Annotated in this window: 20 protein-coding genes and 3 pseudogenes; 15 read left to right on the top strand and 8 right to left on the bottom strand. The window is 70.3% G+C overall.

Annotated features, from left to right (window positions below; all coding sequences use genetic code 11):
• Positions 1 to 68: 68 nt before the first annotated feature.
• Positions 69 to 1,199, top strand: a complete 1,131-nt coding sequence (locus BJF85_RS03695; protein WP_083665894.1) for a DUF2332 domain-containing protein — start codon at positions 69 to 71, stop codon at positions 1,197 to 1,199.
• Between the two features lie 23 nt (positions 1,200 to 1,222).
• On the opposite strand, the gene BJF85_RS03690 is transcribed toward BJF85_RS03695, so the two are convergent.
• On the bottom strand, positions 1,223 to 1,642 hold the full coding sequence (locus BJF85_RS03690; protein WP_255375362.1) for an NUDIX hydrolase: 420 nt from the start codon (positions 1,640 to 1,642) through the stop codon (positions 1,223 to 1,225).
• A 210-nt stretch (positions 1,643 to 1,852) separates the two neighbouring features.
• On the opposite strand from BJF85_RS03690, the gene BJF85_RS27055 reads away from it, so the two are divergent.
• The 6 genes from BJF85_RS27055 to BJF85_RS03665 all read left to right on the top strand — a co-directional run bounded on the left by BJF85_RS27055 (position 1,853) and on the right by BJF85_RS03665 (position 5,432).
• Positions 1,853 to 2,014, top strand: a complete 162-nt coding sequence (locus tag BJF85_RS27055) for a hypothetical protein (protein ID WP_187346858.1) — start codon at positions 1,853 to 1,855, stop codon at positions 2,012 to 2,014.
• A 19-nt stretch (positions 2,015 to 2,033) separates the two neighbouring features.
• Positions 2,034 to 2,600 carry a PH domain-containing protein gene (locus BJF85_RS03685; protein WP_075845766.1) on the top strand — a complete coding sequence of 189 codons (567 nt, stop codon included), beginning with the start codon at positions 2,034 to 2,036 and terminating at the stop codon, positions 2,598 to 2,600.
• A 102-nt stretch (positions 2,601 to 2,702) separates the two neighbouring features.
• On the top strand, positions 2,703 to 3,572 hold the full coding sequence (locus BJF85_RS03680) for a PHP domain-containing protein (protein WP_075845765.1): 870 nt from the start codon (positions 2,703 to 2,705) through the stop codon (positions 3,570 to 3,572).
• A 3-nt stretch (positions 3,573 to 3,575) separates the two neighbouring features.
• Positions 3,576 to 4,193, top strand: coding sequence for a MarC family protein (locus BJF85_RS03675; protein WP_075845764.1), 618 nt, complete (start codon positions 3,576 to 3,578; stop codon positions 4,191 to 4,193).
• Between the two features lie 16 nt (positions 4,194 to 4,209).
• Complete coding sequence (locus BJF85_RS03670) at positions 4,210 to 5,094, top strand: PD-(D/E)XK nuclease family protein (RefSeq protein WP_075845763.1); 885 nt, start codon at positions 4,210 to 4,212, stop codon at positions 5,092 to 5,094.
• An 11-nt stretch (positions 5,095 to 5,105) separates the two neighbouring features.
• Positions 5,106 to 5,432, top strand: coding sequence for a hypothetical protein (locus BJF85_RS03665; RefSeq protein ID WP_075845762.1), 327 nt, complete (start codon positions 5,106 to 5,108; stop codon positions 5,430 to 5,432).
• A gap of 116 nt (positions 5,433 to 5,548) precedes the next feature.
• Here BJF85_RS03665 and BJF85_RS03660 read toward each other — a convergent pair whose 3' ends face one another.
• Positions 5,549 to 6,010 (bottom strand): sugar O-acetyltransferase, encoded by a 462-nt coding sequence (locus tag BJF85_RS03660; RefSeq protein ID WP_222844432.1) that lies wholly within the window; start codon positions 6,008 to 6,010, stop codon positions 5,549 to 5,551.
• A 90-nt stretch (positions 6,011 to 6,100) separates the two neighbouring features.
• Between BJF85_RS03660 and BJF85_RS03655 the strand changes: the two genes are divergently transcribed.
• Entirely contained in the window at positions 6,101 to 7,060 is a 960-nt protein-coding gene (locus BJF85_RS03655) for a LysR family transcriptional regulator (protein ID WP_075845761.1), read from the top strand.
• Positions 7,061 to 7,115: 55 nt separating this feature from the next.
• Here BJF85_RS03655 and BJF85_RS03650 read toward each other — a convergent pair whose 3' ends face one another.
• The 3 genes and pseudogenes from BJF85_RS03650 to BJF85_RS31045 form a co-directional block, all read right to left on the bottom strand.
• Entirely contained in the window at positions 7,116 to 7,964 is an 849-nt protein-coding gene (locus BJF85_RS03650) for an alpha/beta fold hydrolase (protein WP_075845760.1), read from the bottom strand.
• Between the two features lie 16 nt (positions 7,965 to 7,980).
• Positions 7,981 to 8,979 (bottom strand): PQQ-binding-like beta-propeller repeat protein, encoded by a 999-nt coding sequence (locus BJF85_RS31050; protein WP_369822070.1) that lies wholly within the window; start codon positions 8,977 to 8,979, stop codon positions 7,981 to 7,983.
• Between the two features lie 638 nt (positions 8,980 to 9,617).
• Positions 9,618 to 10,989, bottom strand: a pseudogene (locus BJF85_RS31045) (DEAD/DEAH box helicase); the annotation flags it as partial.
• Between the two features lie 426 nt (positions 10,990 to 11,415).
• Here BJF85_RS31045 and BJF85_RS03635 point away from each other — a divergent pair.
• The gene (locus tag BJF85_RS03635) at positions 11,416 to 12,072 is read left to right on the top strand and encodes a ferritin-like fold-containing protein (RefSeq protein ID WP_075845826.1); all 657 of its coding nucleotides are present in this window, start codon (positions 11,416 to 11,418) and stop codon (positions 12,070 to 12,072) included.
• A gap of 106 nt (positions 12,073 to 12,178) precedes the next feature.
• Positions 12,179 to 12,409: a DUF3107 domain-containing protein gene (locus BJF85_RS03630; protein WP_075845759.1), complete on the top strand. Its 231-nt coding sequence runs from the start codon at positions 12,179 to 12,181 to the stop codon at positions 12,407 to 12,409.
• Positions 12,410 to 12,486: 77 nt separating this feature from the next.
• Here BJF85_RS03630 and BJF85_RS03625 read toward each other — a convergent pair whose 3' ends face one another.
• Both BJF85_RS03625 and BJF85_RS03620 read right to left on the bottom strand, forming a co-directional pair.
• A complete protein-coding gene (locus BJF85_RS03625) occupies positions 12,487 to 12,846 on the bottom strand; it encodes a DUF4873 domain-containing protein (RefSeq protein ID WP_075845758.1) in 360 nt (119 codons plus the stop codon).
• Between the two features lie 16 nt (positions 12,847 to 12,862).
• Positions 12,863 to 13,710: pseudogene (locus tag BJF85_RS03620) on the bottom strand (TetR/AcrR family transcriptional regulator).
• Positions 13,711 to 13,785: 75 nt separating this feature from the next.
• On the opposite strand from BJF85_RS03620, the gene BJF85_RS03615 reads away from it, so the two are divergent.
• Entirely contained in the window at positions 13,786 to 14,727 is a 942-nt protein-coding gene (locus BJF85_RS03615; RefSeq protein WP_075845757.1) for a diiron oxygenase, read from the top strand.
• A 10-nt stretch (positions 14,728 to 14,737) separates the two neighbouring features.
• Positions 14,738 to 15,718: an alpha/beta fold hydrolase gene (locus tag BJF85_RS03610; RefSeq protein ID WP_075845756.1), complete on the top strand. Its 981-nt coding sequence runs from the start codon at positions 14,738 to 14,740 to the stop codon at positions 15,716 to 15,718.
• Here BJF85_RS03610 and BJF85_RS03605 read toward each other — a convergent pair.
• Positions 15,663 to 16,286, bottom strand: coding sequence for a TetR/AcrR family transcriptional regulator (locus BJF85_RS03605; protein WP_075845755.1), 624 nt, complete (start codon positions 16,284 to 16,286; stop codon positions 15,663 to 15,665). The genes BJF85_RS03610 and BJF85_RS03605 overlap by 56 nt on opposite strands.
• A gap of 82 nt (positions 16,287 to 16,368) precedes the next feature.
• On the opposite strand from BJF85_RS03605, the pseudogene BJF85_RS03600 reads away from it, so the two are divergent.
• From BJF85_RS03600 to BJF85_RS03590, 3 genes and pseudogenes are all read left to right on the top strand, one after another.
• Positions 16,369 to 17,447: pseudogene (locus BJF85_RS03600) on the top strand (alpha/beta fold hydrolase).
• A 123-nt stretch (positions 17,448 to 17,570) separates the two neighbouring features.
• Positions 17,571 to 19,163 (top strand): hypothetical protein, encoded by a 1,593-nt coding sequence (locus BJF85_RS27050; protein WP_139320442.1) that lies wholly within the window; start codon positions 17,571 to 17,573, stop codon positions 19,161 to 19,163.
• A 29-nt stretch (positions 19,164 to 19,192) separates the two neighbouring features.
• Complete coding sequence (locus BJF85_RS03590) at positions 19,193 to 19,663, top strand: hypothetical protein (protein WP_075845754.1); 471 nt, start codon at positions 19,193 to 19,195, stop codon at positions 19,661 to 19,663.
• The last annotated feature ends 44 nt before the right edge of the window (positions 19,664 to 19,707 follow it).

Below are 19,707 nucleotides of genomic sequence, written 5' to 3'. Positions count from 1 at the left end.
GCGTCCCGATCGGACGCGTCGACGCGCGCGAGGCGGTGTTGTCGGTGACACAGAGAGGCTCGGGTCCTATGGGCGGTCAGATGGGCGAGGTCAACCCGGTGCACGCCGCGCAGGAGCGTCTGCGGAGATTCGCCGACCACGAGGCCGCGGGGATCTCGCCGCTGTACGCGCATCTGGCGTCCCACGCGGCCGACGACGACGAGATCGCGGGTCTGCTCGCCGAGGCCGGCGCCGACGGCGACGCGCACCCGACGTTGTTGTTGGCCGCGGCGCACCGGCTGATCCAGGCCGAGCCGATCCACCCGCTGTCGCGGTACTACCCGTCGCTCGGCGGGATGGACGGCGTCGACGGTGCGACGTGGTCGGAGTTCCGCGCCTTCCTGCTGGACCGCGCCGACAAGGTGCGCGAGCTCGTGCGCACCCGCTTCACCCAGACCAACGAGGTCAACCGGGCCGCCGTGCTGTATCCGGCGGTGGCGCGCGCCGCCAAGCAGGCCAAGGGCAAGGTCGGCCTGCTCGAGGTGGGCTGCAGCGCCGGCCTGCTGTTGGGCATGGACCGGTTCGCCTACCAGTACCGGCTGCCCGGCGGGGAGCAGGTGGCCGCCGGTCCGAAGAAGACGCCCGTCGGGTTGCACTGCGCGGTCGAGCTCGCCGACGGCGCCGAGCCGCCGAAGGTGCCGGCGAAACTGAACGTCGGCGCGAAGGTCGGCCTCGACCGGCACCCGGTCGACGCGCAGGACGACGAGGAGCTCGCCTGGCTCGAGGCGTGCGTGTGGGCCGATCAGCCGGACCGCATCCGCATGCTGCGCACGGCCGCGGCCGCGCAGGCCAAGGACACGCCCGCGCTGGTCGAGGGTGACGCCGTGGAGGGGCTGGCGCGCGCGGCGGAGCAGGTTCCCGAGGAGCTGCCGCTGGTGGTGTTCAGCAGCCACGTGCTGATTTACATGGACACCGACCAGAGGGAGGCATTCGTCACTGCCCTGGGTGAACTCGCCGCGCGTCGGCCGCTCTGGTGGGCCTCGCTCGAATCGTACGAAGCGGGCCTGGGCCTGGTGCTTCCCGAACGGGACGAATTGGACTACGCGACGACCGCGCGGCCCACGCTCGGCCTGGTGACCTGGGACGACGGCAAGGCCACCGGCGAGGCACTCGCGCTGGCCGACCCGCACGGCCAGCGCATGACATGGCTCGGTGCGTAACGGTCCGTGAACAGCGGATGGCCTCAGTCCGCACCGCGGGGCAGCGCGTTCCATGCACGCAATGTGTCCACCAGTCCCTCGACCAGACGCCCGGTGTCTGCCATCAGAGTGAACGCCTCGGCGTCGAGCCACCGGGCGTCCGAGGCGTCGTCGCCCGCGGCCAGTCGGCCGCCCCGAACGCGACATGCGTAGTCGTGGATGACGAACGGTTCCCGCAGGACAGTGCCCGTGTACGGCCCCGGTTCGACGTCGAGGCCGGTTTCCTCGGCGAGTTCACGCACCACAGCGGCGTGGTCGGTCTCGCCGGGCTCGACCCGTCCGCCCGGCAGCGACCACAGGCCCCGGCCGGGGTCGTGTGCCCTGCGGATGAGCAGCAGGCGGCCGTCGTCGTCGTGGACGATGCCGCCCACGCAGCGCACCCGATCCACCTCGACCCACCCCACAGTCACAATCAGTAGCAGTCGAGCTACGATCTTCGCGCGCACTGCCCCAAGGGCAGGACTTACCTGCCGTAACGGCAGGCGGTGCGGTACAAACTTAGTGGCACCTGAGTCGGCTGGTTCGTGCAGGCTCCACGCAGGCCAGGTCCACGAGGTCGGTTCGCCAACCAGCTCCAACAACGGTCTTGCACTCGAGAGACGGGATTGATCGCCGTGAACGCGAAGAAGCTTGCAGGATTTGCCGCTATCGCGTTGATTCTGTTCTTCGTGATCGCTCAGCCAGGCCAAGCTGCGGGTCTTGTCAACAACCTCATCGGCTTCCTGCGCGACGCGGCCGAGGCCGTGATCACGTTCGTCAGCAACATCTTCACCTGACGGGCGCTACGCTCGACGTATGTTCGCGCCACGCGACCCAGACGAGTACCTGCTCGACACCGAGCGCCGGGTGATTCGCATCCGGCGGCATTGGGCGTGCCTCGGATGGAACATGTTCGAGGCCATCGCCATGCTCGCGATCTGCGTGATGATCTCGTACGTGCTCCCGCCCGCGGCGTGGGTGCTGCAGAACATCCTGTGGTACGTCGCGCTCGGCGTCGTCCTGTGGTTCACGTACAAGGTCATGGAGTGGTGGGTCGAACGGCTGGTCGTGACCGACAAGCGGTTCATCATGACCAAGGGCGTCTGGACCACCCAGGTGCTGATGATGCCGATCACGAAGGTCACCGACCTCACCTACGAGCGCACCTTCGGCGGCCGCATCTTCGGGTACGGCACGACCATCATCGAGTCGGCCGGTCAGATCCAGGCGTTGAACCGGATCCACTACCTGCCCAACCCCGAGGAGTTCTACGACAACATCTCGGAGCTGGTGTTCGGGGACAAGCAGAAGCAGGCCGAACGGTTCTCGATGATCAAGGCGCAGCGCGCCGCGCGCGGCAACAGGAAGGCCGCCAAGAAGTAGGTCGCCGAGTCGCGTTGCGCCGCGGCGTTGTCGCAGCGCACGGCGCCGTCGGCGCGTGCGGCCGTGTACCGGCGGGTCCGGGTGTCGGTGCCGTGTTGGACAATGGTCGTCGTGCGCATCGACCTGCATACCCATTCGACGGCCTCCGACGGAACGGACGGTCCGGCCGAGCTCGTCTCCGTGGCGGCGGCCGCGGGGCTCGACGTCATCGCCCTGACCGACCACGACACGACGGCCGGCTGGCGCCCTGCCGCCGAGGCCCTGCCGTCCGGGATGCGCCTGGTGCCCGGTGCGGAGCTGTCCTGCGAATGTGCCGACGGCGAGGGCGGTCGGGTCAGTGTGCACCTGTTGGCGTACCTGTTCGACCCGGAGGCGCCGGCGATCGTCGCCGAGCAGCGCCGGTTGCGGGACGAACGGCGGACGCGGTTGCGCGCGATCGCCGACCGGATGGCCGCCGACGGGCTGCCGGTCGACGCCGACGAGATCCTCGACCGCCTGGGCCCGGACGCGACGGCGGGCCGGCCGCACGTCGCGCAGGCGTTGGTGCGGGCCGGACTGTGCGCCACCGTCGACGAGGCGTTCGCCGGCTACCTCGCGGGTGGGCGCGGGTACTACGTGCCGCGCACGGACACCCCGGTCACCGACGCCATCGAGATGATCTCCGCGGCGGGCGGGGTGACCGTGCTGGCACATCCGTTCGCGTTCGGCCGCCGTCCGACCGTGCCGCCGGAGGTCATCGCCGAACTGGCGCAGCGTGGACTGACCGGGATCGAGGTGGACCATCCGAACCACGAGCCGGACGCGCGGGACGAACTGCGCGCGCTCGCGAAGGATCTGGGATTGGTGCGGACCGGGTCGAGCGACTACCACGGCACGAACAAGACGATCCGGATCGGACAGGAGACGACGGCCGTCGAGGAGTTCGAGGCCCTGGTCGCGCAGTCCACGGGCGCGCCGGTCGAGGTCGGCTGAACCGTGGACTACTTCGATCTGACGATCTTCATCGAGGCCACGATCACGCTGATGGTGATCATGGACCCGCCGGGCACGGTTCCGGTGTTCCTGAGCCTGGTCGGGCGCAAGTCGCCGTCGGCGCGGGCACGCGCGGCGTTCCAGGCGGTGCTCGTGTCGCTGCTGGTGGTGTCGCTGTTCGCGGTGGCGGGGCAGGCGATCCTGGCCTACCTGGGCATCGGCATCCCGGCGCTGCAGGGCGCGGGCGGTCTGTTGCTGCTGCTGGTGGCGCTGGAACTGCTGACCACCAAGCGCAGCAGCGAACCGGAGGCCGCCGACGACGTCAACGTCGCGCTCGTGCCGTTGGGCACGCCGCTGTTGGCGGGGCCGGGCGCGATCGCCGCGACGATCGTGTTCGTGCGCGCCGCCGAGGGCGAGCTGGCCGGCTACATCGCGCTGGGCTGCGCGATCGTCACGGTGCACGTGATCCTGTGGGCGTGCATGCGCTACTCGGGTGTGCTGATCCGGGTGCTCAAGGAAAGCGGCATCACGCTGCTGGCGAAGATCGCGGGTCTGCTGTTGGCGGCGATCGCGGTGCAGCTGGTGGCCGACGCCGTACGCGGATTCGTGGCGGGCGGGTGACGTTACGCTGCCGCCGATGGAGCAACTGGGGTTCGACTTCGGGGTGGAGCCGCGCCGCCTGATGAAGGTCTCGCCGGCGCGGCTGTCGACGTTCGACGACTGCCCGCGGCGGTACCGGCTGGCGTACGTGGACCGTCCGAGTCCGCAGCGCACCGGCCCGTGGGCGCACAGCACGCTGGGCGCGGTGGTGCACAACGCGCTGCGGGAGCTGTTCGACTTGCCGGCGGCCGAGCGCACCCCGGCGCGGGCGGCCGCGCTGGTGGGCAAGCACTGGAAGGACGCGGGTTTCGCCGACGAGGAACAGTCCGCCCGGTACCGGCGCGAGGCGCAGGAGTGGGTCGAGGAGTACGTCGAGTCCCACGACGTGACCGGCGATCCGCGTGGTCTGGAGCGGTGGGTGTCCGCGCCGGTGTCGGGATCGGGGCCGGACACCGATTCCGGTCCGGCGTCGATGATCGTCGAGGGTCGGGCCGACCGGATCGACGAACGCGACGGCGAACTGGTGATCGTCGACTACAAGACGGGCCGCCGTGAACCGGACGAACAGCAGGCGCGCTCGTCGCAGGCGTTGGCGTTGTACGCGGTGGCCGCGGCGCGCACCCTGCGGACCCCGTGCCGCAGGGTCGAGTTGCACCACGTGCCCACAGGCACGGTCGCGGCGGCTGAGCACGACGAGGCGAGTCTGCGCCGCCATCTCACCCGCGCCGAGGAGACGGCGAGGGATGTGCAGGATGCGACGGATAAGCTGACCGTGGGCGGCGACAGGGACGCGCTGTTCCCCGCCGAACCCGGTCGTCGTTGTGCGTGGTGCGATTTCCGTCCGAGTTGTGCGGTGGGGCAGGAGGCTGCCCCGGCGGCGCGGTCGTGGGATCTGCTGGCGCCGCCACGTCGGGAGACGTGAGCAGGACGAGGATGAGCGTTGATCGAACCGAATCGCTGGAGCGGCGCGTGAATGAGCTGGACGGTGTCGGCGCGCCGGGACGTCTGTGGCGTGGACTGACGGGTTCGGTGGCGGTCGGCCTGGCGGCGTTGGCGGCGGTCGTCGCCGTGGCGTCGGTGGTGTCCGACGAGGGCGGCCCGGGCGCGGCGTCCGTGATCTGGCACGCCGTGGGTGCGGTGTCGGCGCTGGTCGTCCAGGCCGTGCTGGTGGACCGCCGCCGTGGCGGCGCGGCCGGGATCGCCGGCCTCGGCGTGTTGGCCATCGCGGGCACCGTCCTGTGGACGTGCTGGTGGTCCTGACCGCCCGTCACCTCGGCCCGGGGCCCGTCAGCCCACATCCTTGACCACCCGCGCCGGAACTCCCGCAACGAGCACCCCGGCAGGAACGTCCCGCGTGACCACCGCTCCGGCGGCGATCACGCGCCCGCGCCGACGGTCACCCCCTGCGTGATGACGGCGGCAGCCCCGACCCAGACGTCGTCCTCGAGGGTGATGGGGGCGAAGGACAGGTACTCGCGCCGTTCCGTCGTCGGCAGAGGGTGGCCGCCGGTGATCAGGCTGACCTTGGGGCCGATCATGACGCTGTCGCCGATGTGGACACCGCCCTTGTCCATGAACGTGCATCCCTGGTTGACGAAGACGTTCTCGCCGAACGTCGTGTTGAGCCCGTGCTCGGTGTGGAACGGCGGGTAGATGGTCACCGACGCCGGAAGCCGGCCACCGAACACAACCGACAGTAGTTCGGATCGCCCCTCGGTGTCGCCGAACGGCAGCACGTTCAGCCGGCTCGTCGCGTCGGTCACCTCCGCGATTCGTTCCGCGTGGCGGGCGAACTCGGGAGTGTTCACATACATGATCTGCTCTGTGCGGGTCGACATGCGCCGATCCCACCACCGGGCGGAACGCGGATTCAAACAACGGCACGCCGCACGGTTCACAACCAATCGTTGTGAACCTAGGGTGCCGTTGTGGATATCGAAGCGGTCCGGACCTTCGCGGCCGTCGCCGACACCGGCCACTTCCAGGCGGCGGCGGACGAGCTGCGGATCAGCCAACAGGCCGTGTCCAAGCGGGTTGCGGCCCTGGAGCGGCACCTCGGGGTCACGCTCCTCGTGCGGACGCCGCGCGGGTCACGGCTGAGCCCGGACGGGCAGGTCTTCCTGCCGCACGCGAGGAAAGCCCTCACGGCTCTCGACCGGGCCGAACACGCAGTACGACCGGGGAGCAGGCCCCTGCGCGTCGATGTCCTGAACCGGCGGATCGCTCCGGCGCAACTGGTCTACCGGTTCTACCGCGCGCACGCCGACCTGGACCTGGACGTGGTCACGTTGAGCCACGACAACGCCGCGCAGGCCGCCAACGCCGTACTGGACGGAGCCGTCGACGCCTCCTTCCGGGCCATTGCGGCCGACCGGGTTCCGGCCGGGATCCGCGCGGAACGGCTTCTCGACGTGCCGTTGGAGCTGCTGGTCGGCCCCGGCCATCCGTTGGCCGACGCGGACCGGGTCCGCCCCGGCGACCTGGTGGGCCACCGCATCTGGATTCCCGGGATCGAACCGGGCGCGGAATGGGCGGCGTTCTATGCCGCGTTGTCCGTGGCCTTCGGCCTGAGTATCGACGCGCTCGGTCCGCACTTCGGGGACGACGCGTTGATGGACACCCTGGCCGACACCGCCTCCCTGGCCACTCTCATCGGCAGCGGGGACCGGTACCTGTGGCCCGAGCGCCACGACCTGCGGCGCATCCCGGTCTGCGACCCGACCCCGATCTATCCACACGTGCTGCTGTCCCGTGCCGACGACCGGCACCCCACGCTGGCCGCATTGCGCGACCATCTGCGGAGCGCGGCGGCAGGGTTCGCGGCCCGGCGGGTCGCGGATGACGTGTGGGCACCGCCGTGGACCGTCGCGGAGTCCCCGAAACGCTGACACGGCGACGTGGATTGCTGACACGGCCGCGTGGGGTGCTGACACGGCGGTTTGGTTACCAGGCTCGCCATTCGGCCAGGAGGACGTCGAGGAGGCCGGCCGGGTTCTCGACGTTGGGGGCGTGGGCGGCGCGGGGGATGACGGCGAAGCCGGCGGCCAGGCGCCGGGCCATGTCCTTCTGCTGATCGACGCTCCACGCGTCGTCGCCCTCGCCGGTGGCCACGAACGCGGGCCGGTCGCCGAGCGCGGCCGTCAACTCGTCGACGCGATCGGGCTCGTGCCGCAAACCGTGCGCCATGCCGAGCAGCCCTGCGGCCGAGGAGCTGACGAACCGCTCCCGCAGGAACGCCCGCAGCTGCGCGTTCGCCGGCGCGCCGAGCTGCTCCCGGATCGCGTAGACGGCCTCGAGGCCCTGTTCGCGCAGCAGCGGCTCGGCCGCCTCGAGGGTCTGGGTGCGCAGGCCGTGCGGGAGCTTCTCGGGGCCGCTGTCGAGCAACGTCAACCCGGCGACCGGTGCGCCCGCGAGGGCGGCACCGCGGCAGACGAGGCCGCCGTACGAGTGGCCGAGCAGGATCACCGGCCGGTCGAACGTCGCCGCCAGGTCGGCGACCAGCTCGGCGACCCGTTCGCCGAGCGGCGCGGGCAGGTAGGCGGCCTCGTCATCGGGGCCCGGTGACTCGTACTGGCCGGGCAGGTCGATCGCGACGGGGTGGAAACCACCGTCGGACAACCCGTCCAGCAGCGGCGCGAAGTCCTCTTTGGACCCGGTGTAGCCGGGAACGAGCAGCACGACGGCCGTGGTGCCGACGTCGGAGGCCGGCACCGGGCCGGACAACGCGGCGATGTCGCCGAGCAGCGTCACGCGCTGCGCACCGTTCGGGGAGAGTTGAGCCGACGTCGTCACTGCATGCCCTTTCGTCTCACTGCAGTGCCACGAGCGTGTCGCCGCGGCGTTCGAGCAGGGTCGGTCCGGCGGCGCCCAGTTCGATCGGTCCGCGGTAGTCGCCGCGGGGCAGGGCGATCGTGTGCTCGGTGCGCCCGTCCGCCGGGTCGAGCACGGCCAGACCGCCGCCGATCGGCGTCACGTACTTACCCGCGTAGGCCACGCCCGCCCCGTGGGTGTTGTGCACCGTCCACCGCGGCGCCAGATCCTCTGTGGATAGTGCGATGGTGCGGGATCCGGTGTACCAATACACGTTCTGCGGTCCCCGTACGGTCGGCATGACGCCGTCGTCGGGTTCGGCGTCCAGATCGGACCGCGGCAGGTCGAGCGGATAACGCATCCGTTCCCGGCCGTCGGCGTTGTAGAGCACCAGTTCCCCGGCCTGGGGAAGCAGCACGGCCGCCCCGCCCGGCACCATCGCCACGAGCTTCGCGTCGCGTTCGGGCAGCGAGACGGAGAACTCCTCCTCCGGCTGGTCCGATTCCTCCGGTGCCGCCTTGAGCGCCGTGAAGCGGGTGCCGCCGCCCGCCTCGTCGTCGGGGCAGCGTTCGATCACGCCGACCCGGCCCGCGGCGACGGCGACCGTGCCGTACTCGCACTGCGGCCGCGGCTGGTAACCGGCGTTGACCTGCGCGTACACCCGGCCGAACTCCATGCTCCGCACCAGGTCGTCGCGCCATGTGTTGAGCAGTCGATCGCCGGTGGTGGTGAGGTAGCTGCCGTCGCCGATCAGCCGGGTGCCCCGTTCGGCGTCGCCGTTGCGCTGCGCGGTCCGTTGGCCGGTGGCCGCGTCGAGCTGGGTCACCTCGCTGCAGCCCTCGGACTTGCGGTAGACGGCGAGCACGCGGTCCCATTCGGAACTCACGGTGCACAGCGGCAGATCGCGCGCGTAGCGCCACCGCTGCTCGCCGGTCTCGGCGTCGCGGCCGACGACCTCGCCGCCCGACGCCGTGACGACGGTGCCCGCGGCCGTCACCGGCACGGGCGTGGCCTCGCTGGGGGCACGCCACGCCTCGGCCAGCGTCGACGGGACCTCGGCGGGTTGCGCGGGCGTGTCCGGGGGTGGGGGAGCGGTCTCGCTGACCGTGGCCCTGCTGTCGCTGCCCACCCACACGACGAGCCCCGCGACCACCGCACCGACGGCCAACAACGCGGCCGTGACGCGGTCGCGCCGCCGGTTCCACGGGCGGCGGCCCCGCACCAGCGTGGGTGCGGGCCGCCGTCGGTGGTGTCGTTCGACGACCCGGTGTCCTCGGGAACGGCGTCGTCGGACGCGGATGATTCGGTGGAGCTCACGAACGTCAGTCTGCCGCGGCGGACGTTTCGCTCGTGTTGGTGGCCGGGTTGGTGGCGTGGTGCCCTCGGCCTGGTTCTGGCCGGAGCCCGAGCCGCGGCCGCGGCCACCGCGGCGGCGCCTGCGTCGCGGACGGTCGCCGCCGTCGGCCTGGCCGTCGGCGGACGCGGCCTTCTCGGTGCTGGCGTGGCTCTCGGTGGCGGGCTTGGAGCCGCTGCCGGCGCCGCGCGTGCGGCGACGCGAGCGCGACCGGCCGGAACCGGACTCCGCACCGCCGTCGGACGAGGCCTCGCCCTCGGGGCCGTTCGCCTCGGCCGAACCGGACTGCCCGCCCCGCGTGCGCTTGCGCGGCTTGCGGGTGCGCGAGCGCGTCGCCTCGGCGTCACCGGAGTTCGAGGACCGGCCGCGGCGCTTGCCGCCCAGGTCCTCCTCGTCCTCGGCGGACAGGCCCGCGCGGGTGCGCTTGCTCAGCGGCAGGCGACCCGTGGCGTCCTCGGGGATGCCGAGGTCGGTGAAGATGTGCTTGGACGTCGAGTACGTCTCCACCGGCTCGGGCTGGTCGAGGCCCAGCTCGTCGGAGATGAGCTTCCAGCGCGGGATCTCGTCCCAGTCGACCAGCGTCACCGCGACACCGGTCTTGCCGGCGCGACCGGTACGGCCGATGCGGTGCACGTAGGTCTTCTCGTCCTCGGGCATCTGGTAGTTGATGACGTGGGTGACGTCGTCGACGTCGATGCCGCGGGCGGCCACGTCGGTGGCCACGAGCACGTCGACCTTGCCGGAACGGAACGCGCGCAGCGCCTGCTCCCGCGCTCCCTGGCCGAGGTCGCCGTGCACGGCGGCCGCGGCGAACCCGCGCTCGCCGAGCTCGTCGGCGACCTTCTGCGCGGTGCGCTTGGTGCGCGTGAAGATCATCGTCAGGCCCCGCTCGGAGGCCTGGAGCACCTTGGCGACCAGCTGGGGCTTGTCCAGCGAGTGCGCCCGGTAGACGAACTGCGTGGTGCGCTCGTGCACGGCGCCCGCGTCGTTCTCCTCGGCGCGGATGTGCGTCGGCTGGGTCAGGAACGTCCTGGCCAGGTTGATGATCGGGCCCGGCATGGTCGCCGAGAACAGCATCGTCTGCCGCTCGTCGGGCACCATTCGCAGGATGCGCTCGATGTCGGGCAGGAAGCCCAGGTCGAGCATCTCGTCGGCCTCGTCGAGCACCAGCGAGCGGATCTTGCCGAGCACCAGGTGACGCTGCTCGGCCAGGTCCAGCAGGCGGCCCGGTGTGCCGACGACGATGTCGACGCCCTTGCGCAGCGCCTCGATCTGCGGCTCGTACGGCCGGCCGCCGTAGATGGCCTCGACCGTGATGCCGAGCTTGGAGCCCGCCTCCGAGAGGTCCTTGGTGACCTGCACGCACAGCTCGCGCGTCGGGACGACGATCAGCGCCTGCGGCGTGCCGTCACCGGGCGTCTCGAGCCGCTGCAGCAGCGGGACACCGAAGCCCAGCGTCTTGCCCATGCCGGTCCGGGCCTGCCCGATGACGTCGTCGCCCTTGAGGGCCAGCGGCAGGGTCAGGGCCTGGATGGCGAAGGTGCGGTGTTTGCCGGACGCCTCGAGCGCCGCCACGATCTCCGGTCGAATGCCGAATTCGGCGAACGTCGGGGTGGCGGCCTCGGCCGCCGCCTGCGACACGTCCGGCCGCACGTCGGTCTCCGGCGACTCCGCCGGTGTTGTCGTCTGATTTTGAGTGATTTCGGATCGCCTCTCTCATACCGGCGCGCAAGCCAGGCATTACCGCGATGGCTCGACCACACTCACAACGGCGACTTTCGCGTTTTCGGTCAGCGAAAATCTCGTGTGGGAACATCGCCGAGGCGTGCACGCACATTGCCTCTCACCTGCGTGTTCTCCGGCGCCAACCGGGTTGGTCACCCGTCTGCGTCGGCTGCTTCGGCGGTTGCGCCGCCTCCGGAACACTGGTGGTGAGAATCGCTCTCGCCTTCAGAGTGTACAGAGAGCGACCCGTATATCGAGACAGCCGTAGCGATCTCGATCACGTGTCGTTGGTAACGCCCGGTCGGATTCGGGTACCGGATCCACCGGCGCGTGTCCTCCACTACGGTGAACCGCGTGACGGAGGCGCAAGGGGAAATCGGTACCGGGGTCGTCGACCTGCTCGGCGTGTTGGCGTACGGGCAGTTGTCGGCGTTCGATCGACTCGCCGAGGACGCACGGTCGGCGCCGACGCTGGCGGGCAGGGCCGCGCTGGCGTCCATGGCGGCGGCCGAGATCGGCCACTACGAGATGTTGTCGGAATACCTGCGGGCCCGCGGTGCGTCGATCGAGGACGCGATGCAGCCGTTCCACTCGCACATCGACGCGTTCCAGCAGTCGACGGCGCCCCGCACCTGGCACGAATCGCTGGTCAAGGCCTACGTCGTCGACAACCTCGCCGCCGACCTGTACCGCGAGCTGGCGGCCGTGCTCGACGACGACGTGCGCGAGCTCGTGCTCAGCGTGCTGGCCGACACCGGACACTCCGCGTTCGCCGAACGCGAGGTCGCCGCGGCCATCGCGGCCGACAGCACCCAGCGCGACCGGCTGGCCCTGTGGTCGCGGCGGCTGCTGGGGGAGGCGCTGACCCAGGCCCAGTACGTCGTGGCCGAACGGGACGGCCTCGCCGAACTCATCGTCGCCGGCTCGGTCGACCTCACGGGCATCGCCGCGCTGTTCCGCAGGCTCCAGCAGGCCCACGCGAAACGCATGCAGGTCCTCGGCCTGGGCTGAGCGCCTGCCGAGGGTGTGGCATCGGCGGGCCTGGGGTCGTTGCGGGCGGCGGCGCGCTAGCCTGGAGGGTGAACGAGCAGGTCACTTTTGGCAGCGGAGGTTGCACGTGGAGGTCAAGATCGGCATCAAGGACACCCCGCGGGAACTGGTGGTGTCCAGCGGCCAGACGGCCGAGGAGGTCGAGAAGCTGGTTGCCGACGCACTCGGGGCCTCCGACGGCCTGTTCAGCCTGACCGATGAGAAGGGCCGCAAGTACCTCGTCCCGTCCGACCGGATCGCCTACGTGGAGATCGCCCCGTCGGACGCCCGCCGAGTCGGCTTCGCCGTAGGCAGCTGACCCCGGCTTTCGGAGCTCCCAAGGGCCCCATAGTTGCGTTCAACGCGACCATAGGGCCCTTGGGGGCTTTTTCGTGCCTAGGCGGGTGGGGTTTCGACGGCTTCCAGGGTTGTGGGGACCGTGAACGGGGGCGTGCTGGTGCCCGTGATGCGGTAGCGCTCCCAGGGGTCGGGGTCGGAGATCGTGCCGTCGGCACTGCCCTCGGGCGTGCTCAGCCGCACCGACTTCTTTCGCCCACCGGCCAGCTCCATCAGCTCGTCGTGCCGGGTGATCCGGCCGTACCAGTGGTAGTAGCCGTCGATCGGCTGGAAGTGGCCACGCAGGTCCACCTCGATCTCCAGTTCCCGGTCCTCGACGGTCAGCGTCGCCGCACCCCGGTAACCGTCGTGGTCGGGGTGGTCATGGTTGTCGTCGACGCCGTTGTCTCCGCCTGCCATGTCGCCTCCGTTGTCGTTATGCCTCGCCGGTTCTGGCCATACCCCCGCCGTCCCCGTGGACGCCGGTCGAGTCGCTGCGGGCGTCGTCCTCGCCGAGCTCGTCGGCACGGCTGAACTGGACGATCTTGTTGGCGTCGACGGGCCGGTCGGGGTCTATCTCGAGGCCGTGCTGACGGGCCAGTCCGTCGATGGCGGCCCAGATGATCTGCGTCAGGTACTCCACGACGGCGTCGCGGCTCATGCTGCGCTTGGCCAGCCACCATTCGCCCGTGTTGTGGACCATGCCGACGACGCCGTGCGCCCACGGCTCGGCGCGCCGGAGTCGACGTTGAACATCCGCAGGTAGTCGCCGAGCAGGGCGGTGACGGCGTTGGCGATGAGTGCCTTGTCCTGGGCGACGACGTCGGTGACGTCGCCGTCGAGCGGACGGTCGGCGAACCGCCTGCGCGCCAGCAGGCGGTAGAGGTTGGGGTGCTCCTCGAGCACGGTGAAGAACGCGTCGAGCGCCATCCGCACGCGGGGGACGGGCGCCAGCTCGGTGTTGATGGCCGGCATGAGGCGTTCGAAGAGGATCTCGGTGCCGCGGTCGCCCAGTGCGAGGTAGAGGTCGGCCTTGTCCTCGAAGTGCCGGTACAGCACGGGCTTGGTGACGCCTGCCGCGGCGGCGACGTGCTCCATGCCGAGATCCGGTCCGTGTTCTTCCAGCGCATCCAGGGTCGCGTCGACGAATTCGGCCCTGCGAGCGATGCGGTGTTTCCGCCAGCGGTCCTTCCGGGCGTCGCCACTTTCGGGTGATCCCTTGCCGGGTGTACCGCCGGTCCTCTTGACGTTGCGCTGGTTGACACGGTCGACCATGCCCCGCATGCTACCAGAGGTAACTGTTACCGGAGGTTACAGAAAAGTTCGGCGGCAGTAAGTGGCGGAAGGTGGTGGGCCGCAATGACGCGGACCCGTGGCAACGCCCAGGGCAGCTCCAGCGCAGAAATCGACCCGGAAGCCGGGCGGGAACGGACCGCGGAGCGGCTCCTGACGTCGTCGGCGAACAAATTCTACGACCCCGACGTCGACATCGACTGGGGCGCGCCCCTCGTCGAGGGCAAGCATTTCGTGCTCGAGGAGCGTTCGAGCCTCTACGGCACCGACCTGTGGCAGCGGCTGACGCCCGAGCAGCGTATCGAGCTGGGCAAGCACGAGATGGCCAGCATCGCCACGAACGGCATCTGGTTCGAGGTCATCCTCATGCAGTTGCTGCTCAAGGAGGTGCACGACGGCGATCCCACGACGAATCACGCGCAGTACGCGCTGACCGAGATCGCCGACGAGTGTCGGCACTCCACGATGTTCGCGCGCATGTCGAACGCCTTCGGCTGCCCGTACTACGGCCCGGTGGAATGGCGTCGCCGATTCGCCAAGCTCCTGCCGATCATCGGCTACGGCCCGGCGCTGTACGGCTCGATCCTGATCGCCGAGGAGATCCTCGACCGGCTGCAGCGCGAGCAGATGAACTCCCCCGACATCCAGCCGCTGGTGCGCATGGTCAACCGCATCCACGTGCTGGAGGAGGCGCGGCACGTCACGTTCGCGCGCGAGGAGGTCGTCCGCCGGATCGAGGGCATGGGCAAGGCCGAGCTGGCGTATCAGCGGTGGATGGTCGCCTACACCGCCTGGCACATCTGCCGCAGTCTGATCCACCCCTACGTCTACGCGTCCGTCGGGATCCGCCCGCGGGACGGTTACCGCGCGGCGCTGGCCAACCCCCATTGGCGGGCCACGTTGCTGTTCGCGGGCGAGAAGATCATGCCCTTCCTCGACCGGGTCGGTCTGGTCGGCGCACCGGGCATGCGGTTGTGGCGCAGGGCGGGACTGCTGCCGGAGAAATGAGGATGGCGACGTGCAGGTGATCACCTCGGACGGGACGCGGCTGCATGCCGAGACTCGCGGTCTCGGCAGCACCGACGAGCCCGGAGCGGAGACGCGACCGACGATCGTGCTGGTCCACGGCTGGACCCAGGATCTGCGGACCTGGGACCGCGTGGTCGCGGGGTTGGTGAGGCGGTCGCCGTCGACGCGCCTCGTGCGGTTCGACCTGCGGGGCCACGGCGTTTCGGACCCGGCGGCGCCGGGCACGGCCACGATCGAGCAGTTGGCCGACGACCTGGCCGAGGTGATCGCGCAGACCGTGCCGTCGGGTCCGCTGGTGCTGGCGGGTCATTCGATGGGCGGGATGACGATGATGGCGCTGGCCGATCGGCATCCGGACCTGGTGCGTACGCGCGTCGTCGGCGCGGCGTTCGTGGCGACGTCCTCGGGGAACATGGACCGCGTCACCCTCGGACTCCCCGGCGCGCTGGGCAGGGGCGCAGCGCGACTGGAGCGCCGGCTCGCGACCATGTTGCTCGCGTACCGGCGGGAGCGGTTGCCGGTCGGCGGTCCGCCGGCCCGGCTGGGTGCACGGCTGATGGTGTTCGGGAAGAAGCCGCATCCCGGCGACGTCGCGTGCGTCGCCGATCAGTTGCGCAAGGCTCATCCCCGCAGCGTGGGCGGGTTCCAGAACGCCATCGCCCTGCACAACCGCCCAACGGCGTTGGCTGCGTTGCGCACCGTCCCCACGGTGGTGTTGGTGGGCGAGGCCGACCGGCTCACGCCCGTCAAGCACGCCGAGGCGATCGCGAAGGAACTGCCGGACGCCCGCATGTGGATCTTCCCCGGCGCGGGACACATGATCACCCAGGAGCGGCACGCCGGCGTCACCGACGCGATCGTCGACCTCGTGGCCGAGGCGACCGAGGCCACCGAGGCCACCGAGACCGCGGCGGCTACTGGGGGTTCTGCAGGGGAAAGCCCGCGCCGATCCCACGCCACGCCAGCGTAGCGGTGAGGCGCACGGCGTCGTCGCGGCTGACCTCGGCGTCCTGGTCGAGCCAGTAGCGCGCGCTGACCTGGCTCATGCCCACGAGGCCGACGGCCAGCAGGCGCGCGCGTTCGGCGTCGAGCCCGGCGTCGGACATGATCGTCTTGGCGATCGCGTCGACGGTGGCCGTGGTGGCGCGGTCGACGGCGCGCTGGACGTCGGGTTCGCCGCGCAGGTCCGATTCGAAGACCATGCGGAACGCGCCGACGTCGCCGTTGACGAAGTCGAAGAACGCCCCGACGGCGTTGTGCACGCGCTCCTTGTTGTCCGTGGTGGAGGCGAGTGCTTCCTCCACGGCGCGGACCAGGGTGTCGACGTGGCTCTCGAGCAACGCGATGTAGAGGTCGAGCTTGCCGGGGAAGTGTTGGTACAACACCGGCTTGCTCACCCCGGCCTGTTCGGCGATGTCGTCCATGGCTGCCGAGTGGTAGCCGTTGCGGGCGAACACCTGCTGCGCCGCTGCTAGCAGTTGGGCACGTCGTTCCGTGCGGGGCAACCGCACGCCCCTGCCGTGCGCCGTGTCAGTCATCTCGCCTCCATATCCTCGTGCACATTACGCGGCAGTAGGTAGGGAACGCCAAACATCGAGTTCATGCGGCATCCTGGATGTCGTGACCGAGACCGTGACCCCGATTCCGACCGCAGTGCCGGCCCGGGACGCCGCTCCCGGCCGTGCCCCGCTGACGCACGTGCCGTTGTCGCGGACGCCGTTGCCCGCCTACGACCCGACAGTGCCCCCGTGGAAGGGCTCCTGGGAACCCGTCGCGCCCGGTGCCGCCGACGACGCCGCCGGTGCCGGGAATGCCGCCGATACCGCCGGTTCCGGTGCGCGTGCCGAGCTGCACGTGCGGCGGACGCCGGCGCCGACGGGCAGACGGTGGTCTACGTGCACGGGTTGGGTGGTTCGTCGACGAACTGGACCGACCTGGCCGCCCAACTCGCGCCGCACGCCACAGGTATCGCGGTGGATCTGCCCGGTTTCGGCTTCTCCCAACCCTCCGACGGCTTCGGCTACGCCCTCGACGAGCACGCCGACGTGCTGGTGCGCTACCTGGACACGCTCGACGGCCCGGTGCACCTGGTGGGCAACTCGATGGGCGGGGCGATCGCGATGCTCGTGGCTGCCCGCAGGCCCGAGCTGGTGCGCACGTTGGCGCTGATCTCGCCCGCGATGCCCGATCTGCGCCCGGATCCGCGCCGGTTGTCCGATCCGAGGATGGTGCTGGCGTACATGCCGGTGGTGGGCCGTTCGGTGCGGCGCAGCTTCGCGCGGATGACGCCGGAGGAACGGGCGATGCAGACGATCCGGCTCGTCTTCGCCGACGCCGAACGCTTCCCGAAGCACCGCATCGCCGAACAGGCCGAGGAGTTCTCCGCGCGCGCCTCGCACAAGTGGGCCGCGCCGGCGCTGGCCCGCAGCACGCTGCAGATCTTCCGCACGTGGTTCACGCCGGGCAGTCGGTCGCTGTGGTCGGTCGCGCCGCGGATCACCGTGCCGACGCTGGTGGTGTGGGGCACCGACGACAAGGTCATCTCGGTGCGCCGCGCCAAACCGACCGCCGAGGCCATCCCGGCGGCGCGGCTGCTGGTGCTGCCGAGCACCGGCCACGTCCCCCAGATGGAACGCCCGGTCACGGTCGCCAAGGCCGTCCTCGGCATGTGGGAGTACGTAGCCGAAAACCGCTGGTAGCCGTCGCAGCCGTAGGGTGTGACCCTTCTCGGGAACTACTGACAAGGTCCCCGGGGCCGCAGTAGCGTCGACGGAGTGGAGGGGAGCAGTAGCGGCCGTGGGCGGCCTGGTCGACCGCCCACGGTGAACCCTACGGTCGTCCGGACCCTGCAGAATCGGCTCGCGGACGGCGGCCTCGACACGCATACCGACCGAGTCGCCGAGCTGGTGGACGAACTCGTGGTCGTGCGTACGCAGCGGCAGCTGTCGGAGACGACGATCCGCAGTCGGATGGGCGGAAACAGCACGAGCGTCGACCGGGTCGAGCTGCGGCGCGAGGCACGCAAGTTCGCCACCATCCTGCGTTACGCGCACGCTGTTGGCGCCCGTGTGCACGTCACCGTCACGACCCGCGACGGGGCCGAGGCTCCCGAGACCGTGACGCGGGTCGACGAATCGACTCACCTGTCCCAGATCCAGGCCGCGCTGGTGGCGATCCGGGAGGAACAAGGCCTCGACCACGTGCACATCGCGAAGGCATTGGGTTGGACGGCGAAGGACATCCGCCGGACGGAAGAGCGGGACGATCTGCTGATGTCGACGCTGTGTCGGCATGCGGTCGTTCTCGGTGCGGATCTCACGTTCTCGGTGCACGTCGCGGCGCGCACCTACATGCAGAACCTCGGTCAGTGGTCGCGTACCAACTCGGAGCAGGCCCAGCTTGCCTCGGAAGGTGTCTACGGCCAGGCGAACGCTGCCGAGACGGCGAAGAACTCGATGCCCGAGCCGGTGGAGACGCACGGGCTGATGGGTGACTTCGGTACGGCGATGAAGTCCAACCCGGTGAACCCGATCGGCGCGTTCCAGGAGGCCATGGAGAAGCGCGAGCAGGCTGACGCCGCGCACCAGGAGGCCGCACGGGTCATGACGACCTACGACAAGAACCTCTACGAAGTTGCCTCGAAGCAGCCCGCGTTCTCTCCGCCCCCGGAGTTCGCCGGTGGGAATGGTGGAGACGGTGGCGGGTTCCCCGGCACCGGCGTGGTCAACATTCCCGGTGACGCGAATACGACCAGTGCGTCCGGTTACGGCGGTGGCCCGGCCGGCGGTGCGCCGGTGGTTCCGGGCGGTGGCGGTCCCGGCAACGTGAGCGGTCCGGCCGGTGGTAATCCCGGCGTCATGCCGACGCCGACCCCGATGCCCGGCAACTCGACCGGCCAGGGTCAGGTCGGCACCGGCCCGGGTGGCGCGAATGCTCCGGCGGCGCGGATGCCCACGGGTACTCCGGGCGCCGGTGCTGGTTTCGGTGGCATGGGCCCCGTCGGCCCCGTGGCCGGTGGTGGCGCGGCCGGTGGCAATACGCCGTACAACTCGAAGCTCGGCCGTCCCGCGGCAGCGGGTGGTTTCGGTCCGACCGGTAGCGGCAGTGGTTCGGCCGCGGGTGCGGCGAAGGGCGCTGCTGGTGCTGCCGGTGGCGCGCCGGGTGCCGGTTCGGGGTCGGGTGCGGCGAAGCCCGGTATGGGCGGCGCCGGTGCAGGCCCGGGTGCGGCGGCAGCGGCCGGTGGCGGTGCCCGCGGTGCGGGCGGTGCCGGAATGATGGGCGGCGCCGGCGCACGTCCGAACCAGCAAGGCGGCGACGAGGAAGAACACCAGCGCCCGTCGTGGCTTGTGGAGGCCGACCCGGACAGCTTGTTCGGCACTGACCAGCGGACGGCCCCGCCGGTCATCGGCGAGTAACGACCAACCGGACATCAAGGGGAGAAGACATGACCGGTGCATTCGGTGACAGCCCGATCGGCTCTGGCGGCGGTGCCGGTGCTGCGGGCGGTGCCCAGGTGGGAAGTGCTATCGGCGCTGGCCAGGTAGGCGGCTTCCTTCAGGGCGTGGAAAGCATGCGCAGCGGCGCGGAGCGCATGATCGAAGCTGCGCAGTCCGGTGGATTTCGTAGCAGCCCGGAAGGGGTGAAGCAGGTCGTCGGGGTCTGCGATCGGATGCTTGACGCTATCGAGGGGAAGCGGTATCTCTTCGACCGGCTTGCACAGGAGCCCATGCTCGGCAGCGGTCCTTACGCCGAACAGGTAGCGAAGCATGTGCGACTGTCTGCGGATGGTCCACAAGGTGTCGTGCCACAGCTGGACGCGTTGCAGAAGACGGTGTTGGCGTTGAAGGAAGCGTTGCATCGGGCCGCAGGCCAGTACGCCGAAGCCGAGGAAGTATCAAGGTCCCGCTTCGCTTAACTGGTTGAATCTATCGAGAGTGTTGGAAAGTTGGATACTGCGCG

The sequence above is a fragment of the Saccharomonospora sp. CUA-673 genome (genome assembly GCF_001942305.1).
Classification (GTDB): Bacteria; Actinomycetota; Actinomycetes; order Mycobacteriales; family Pseudonocardiaceae; genus Prauserella.
Note: the sequence above shows the minus strand (reverse complement) of the source record. Positions and strands in the feature narration are given on the sequence as shown.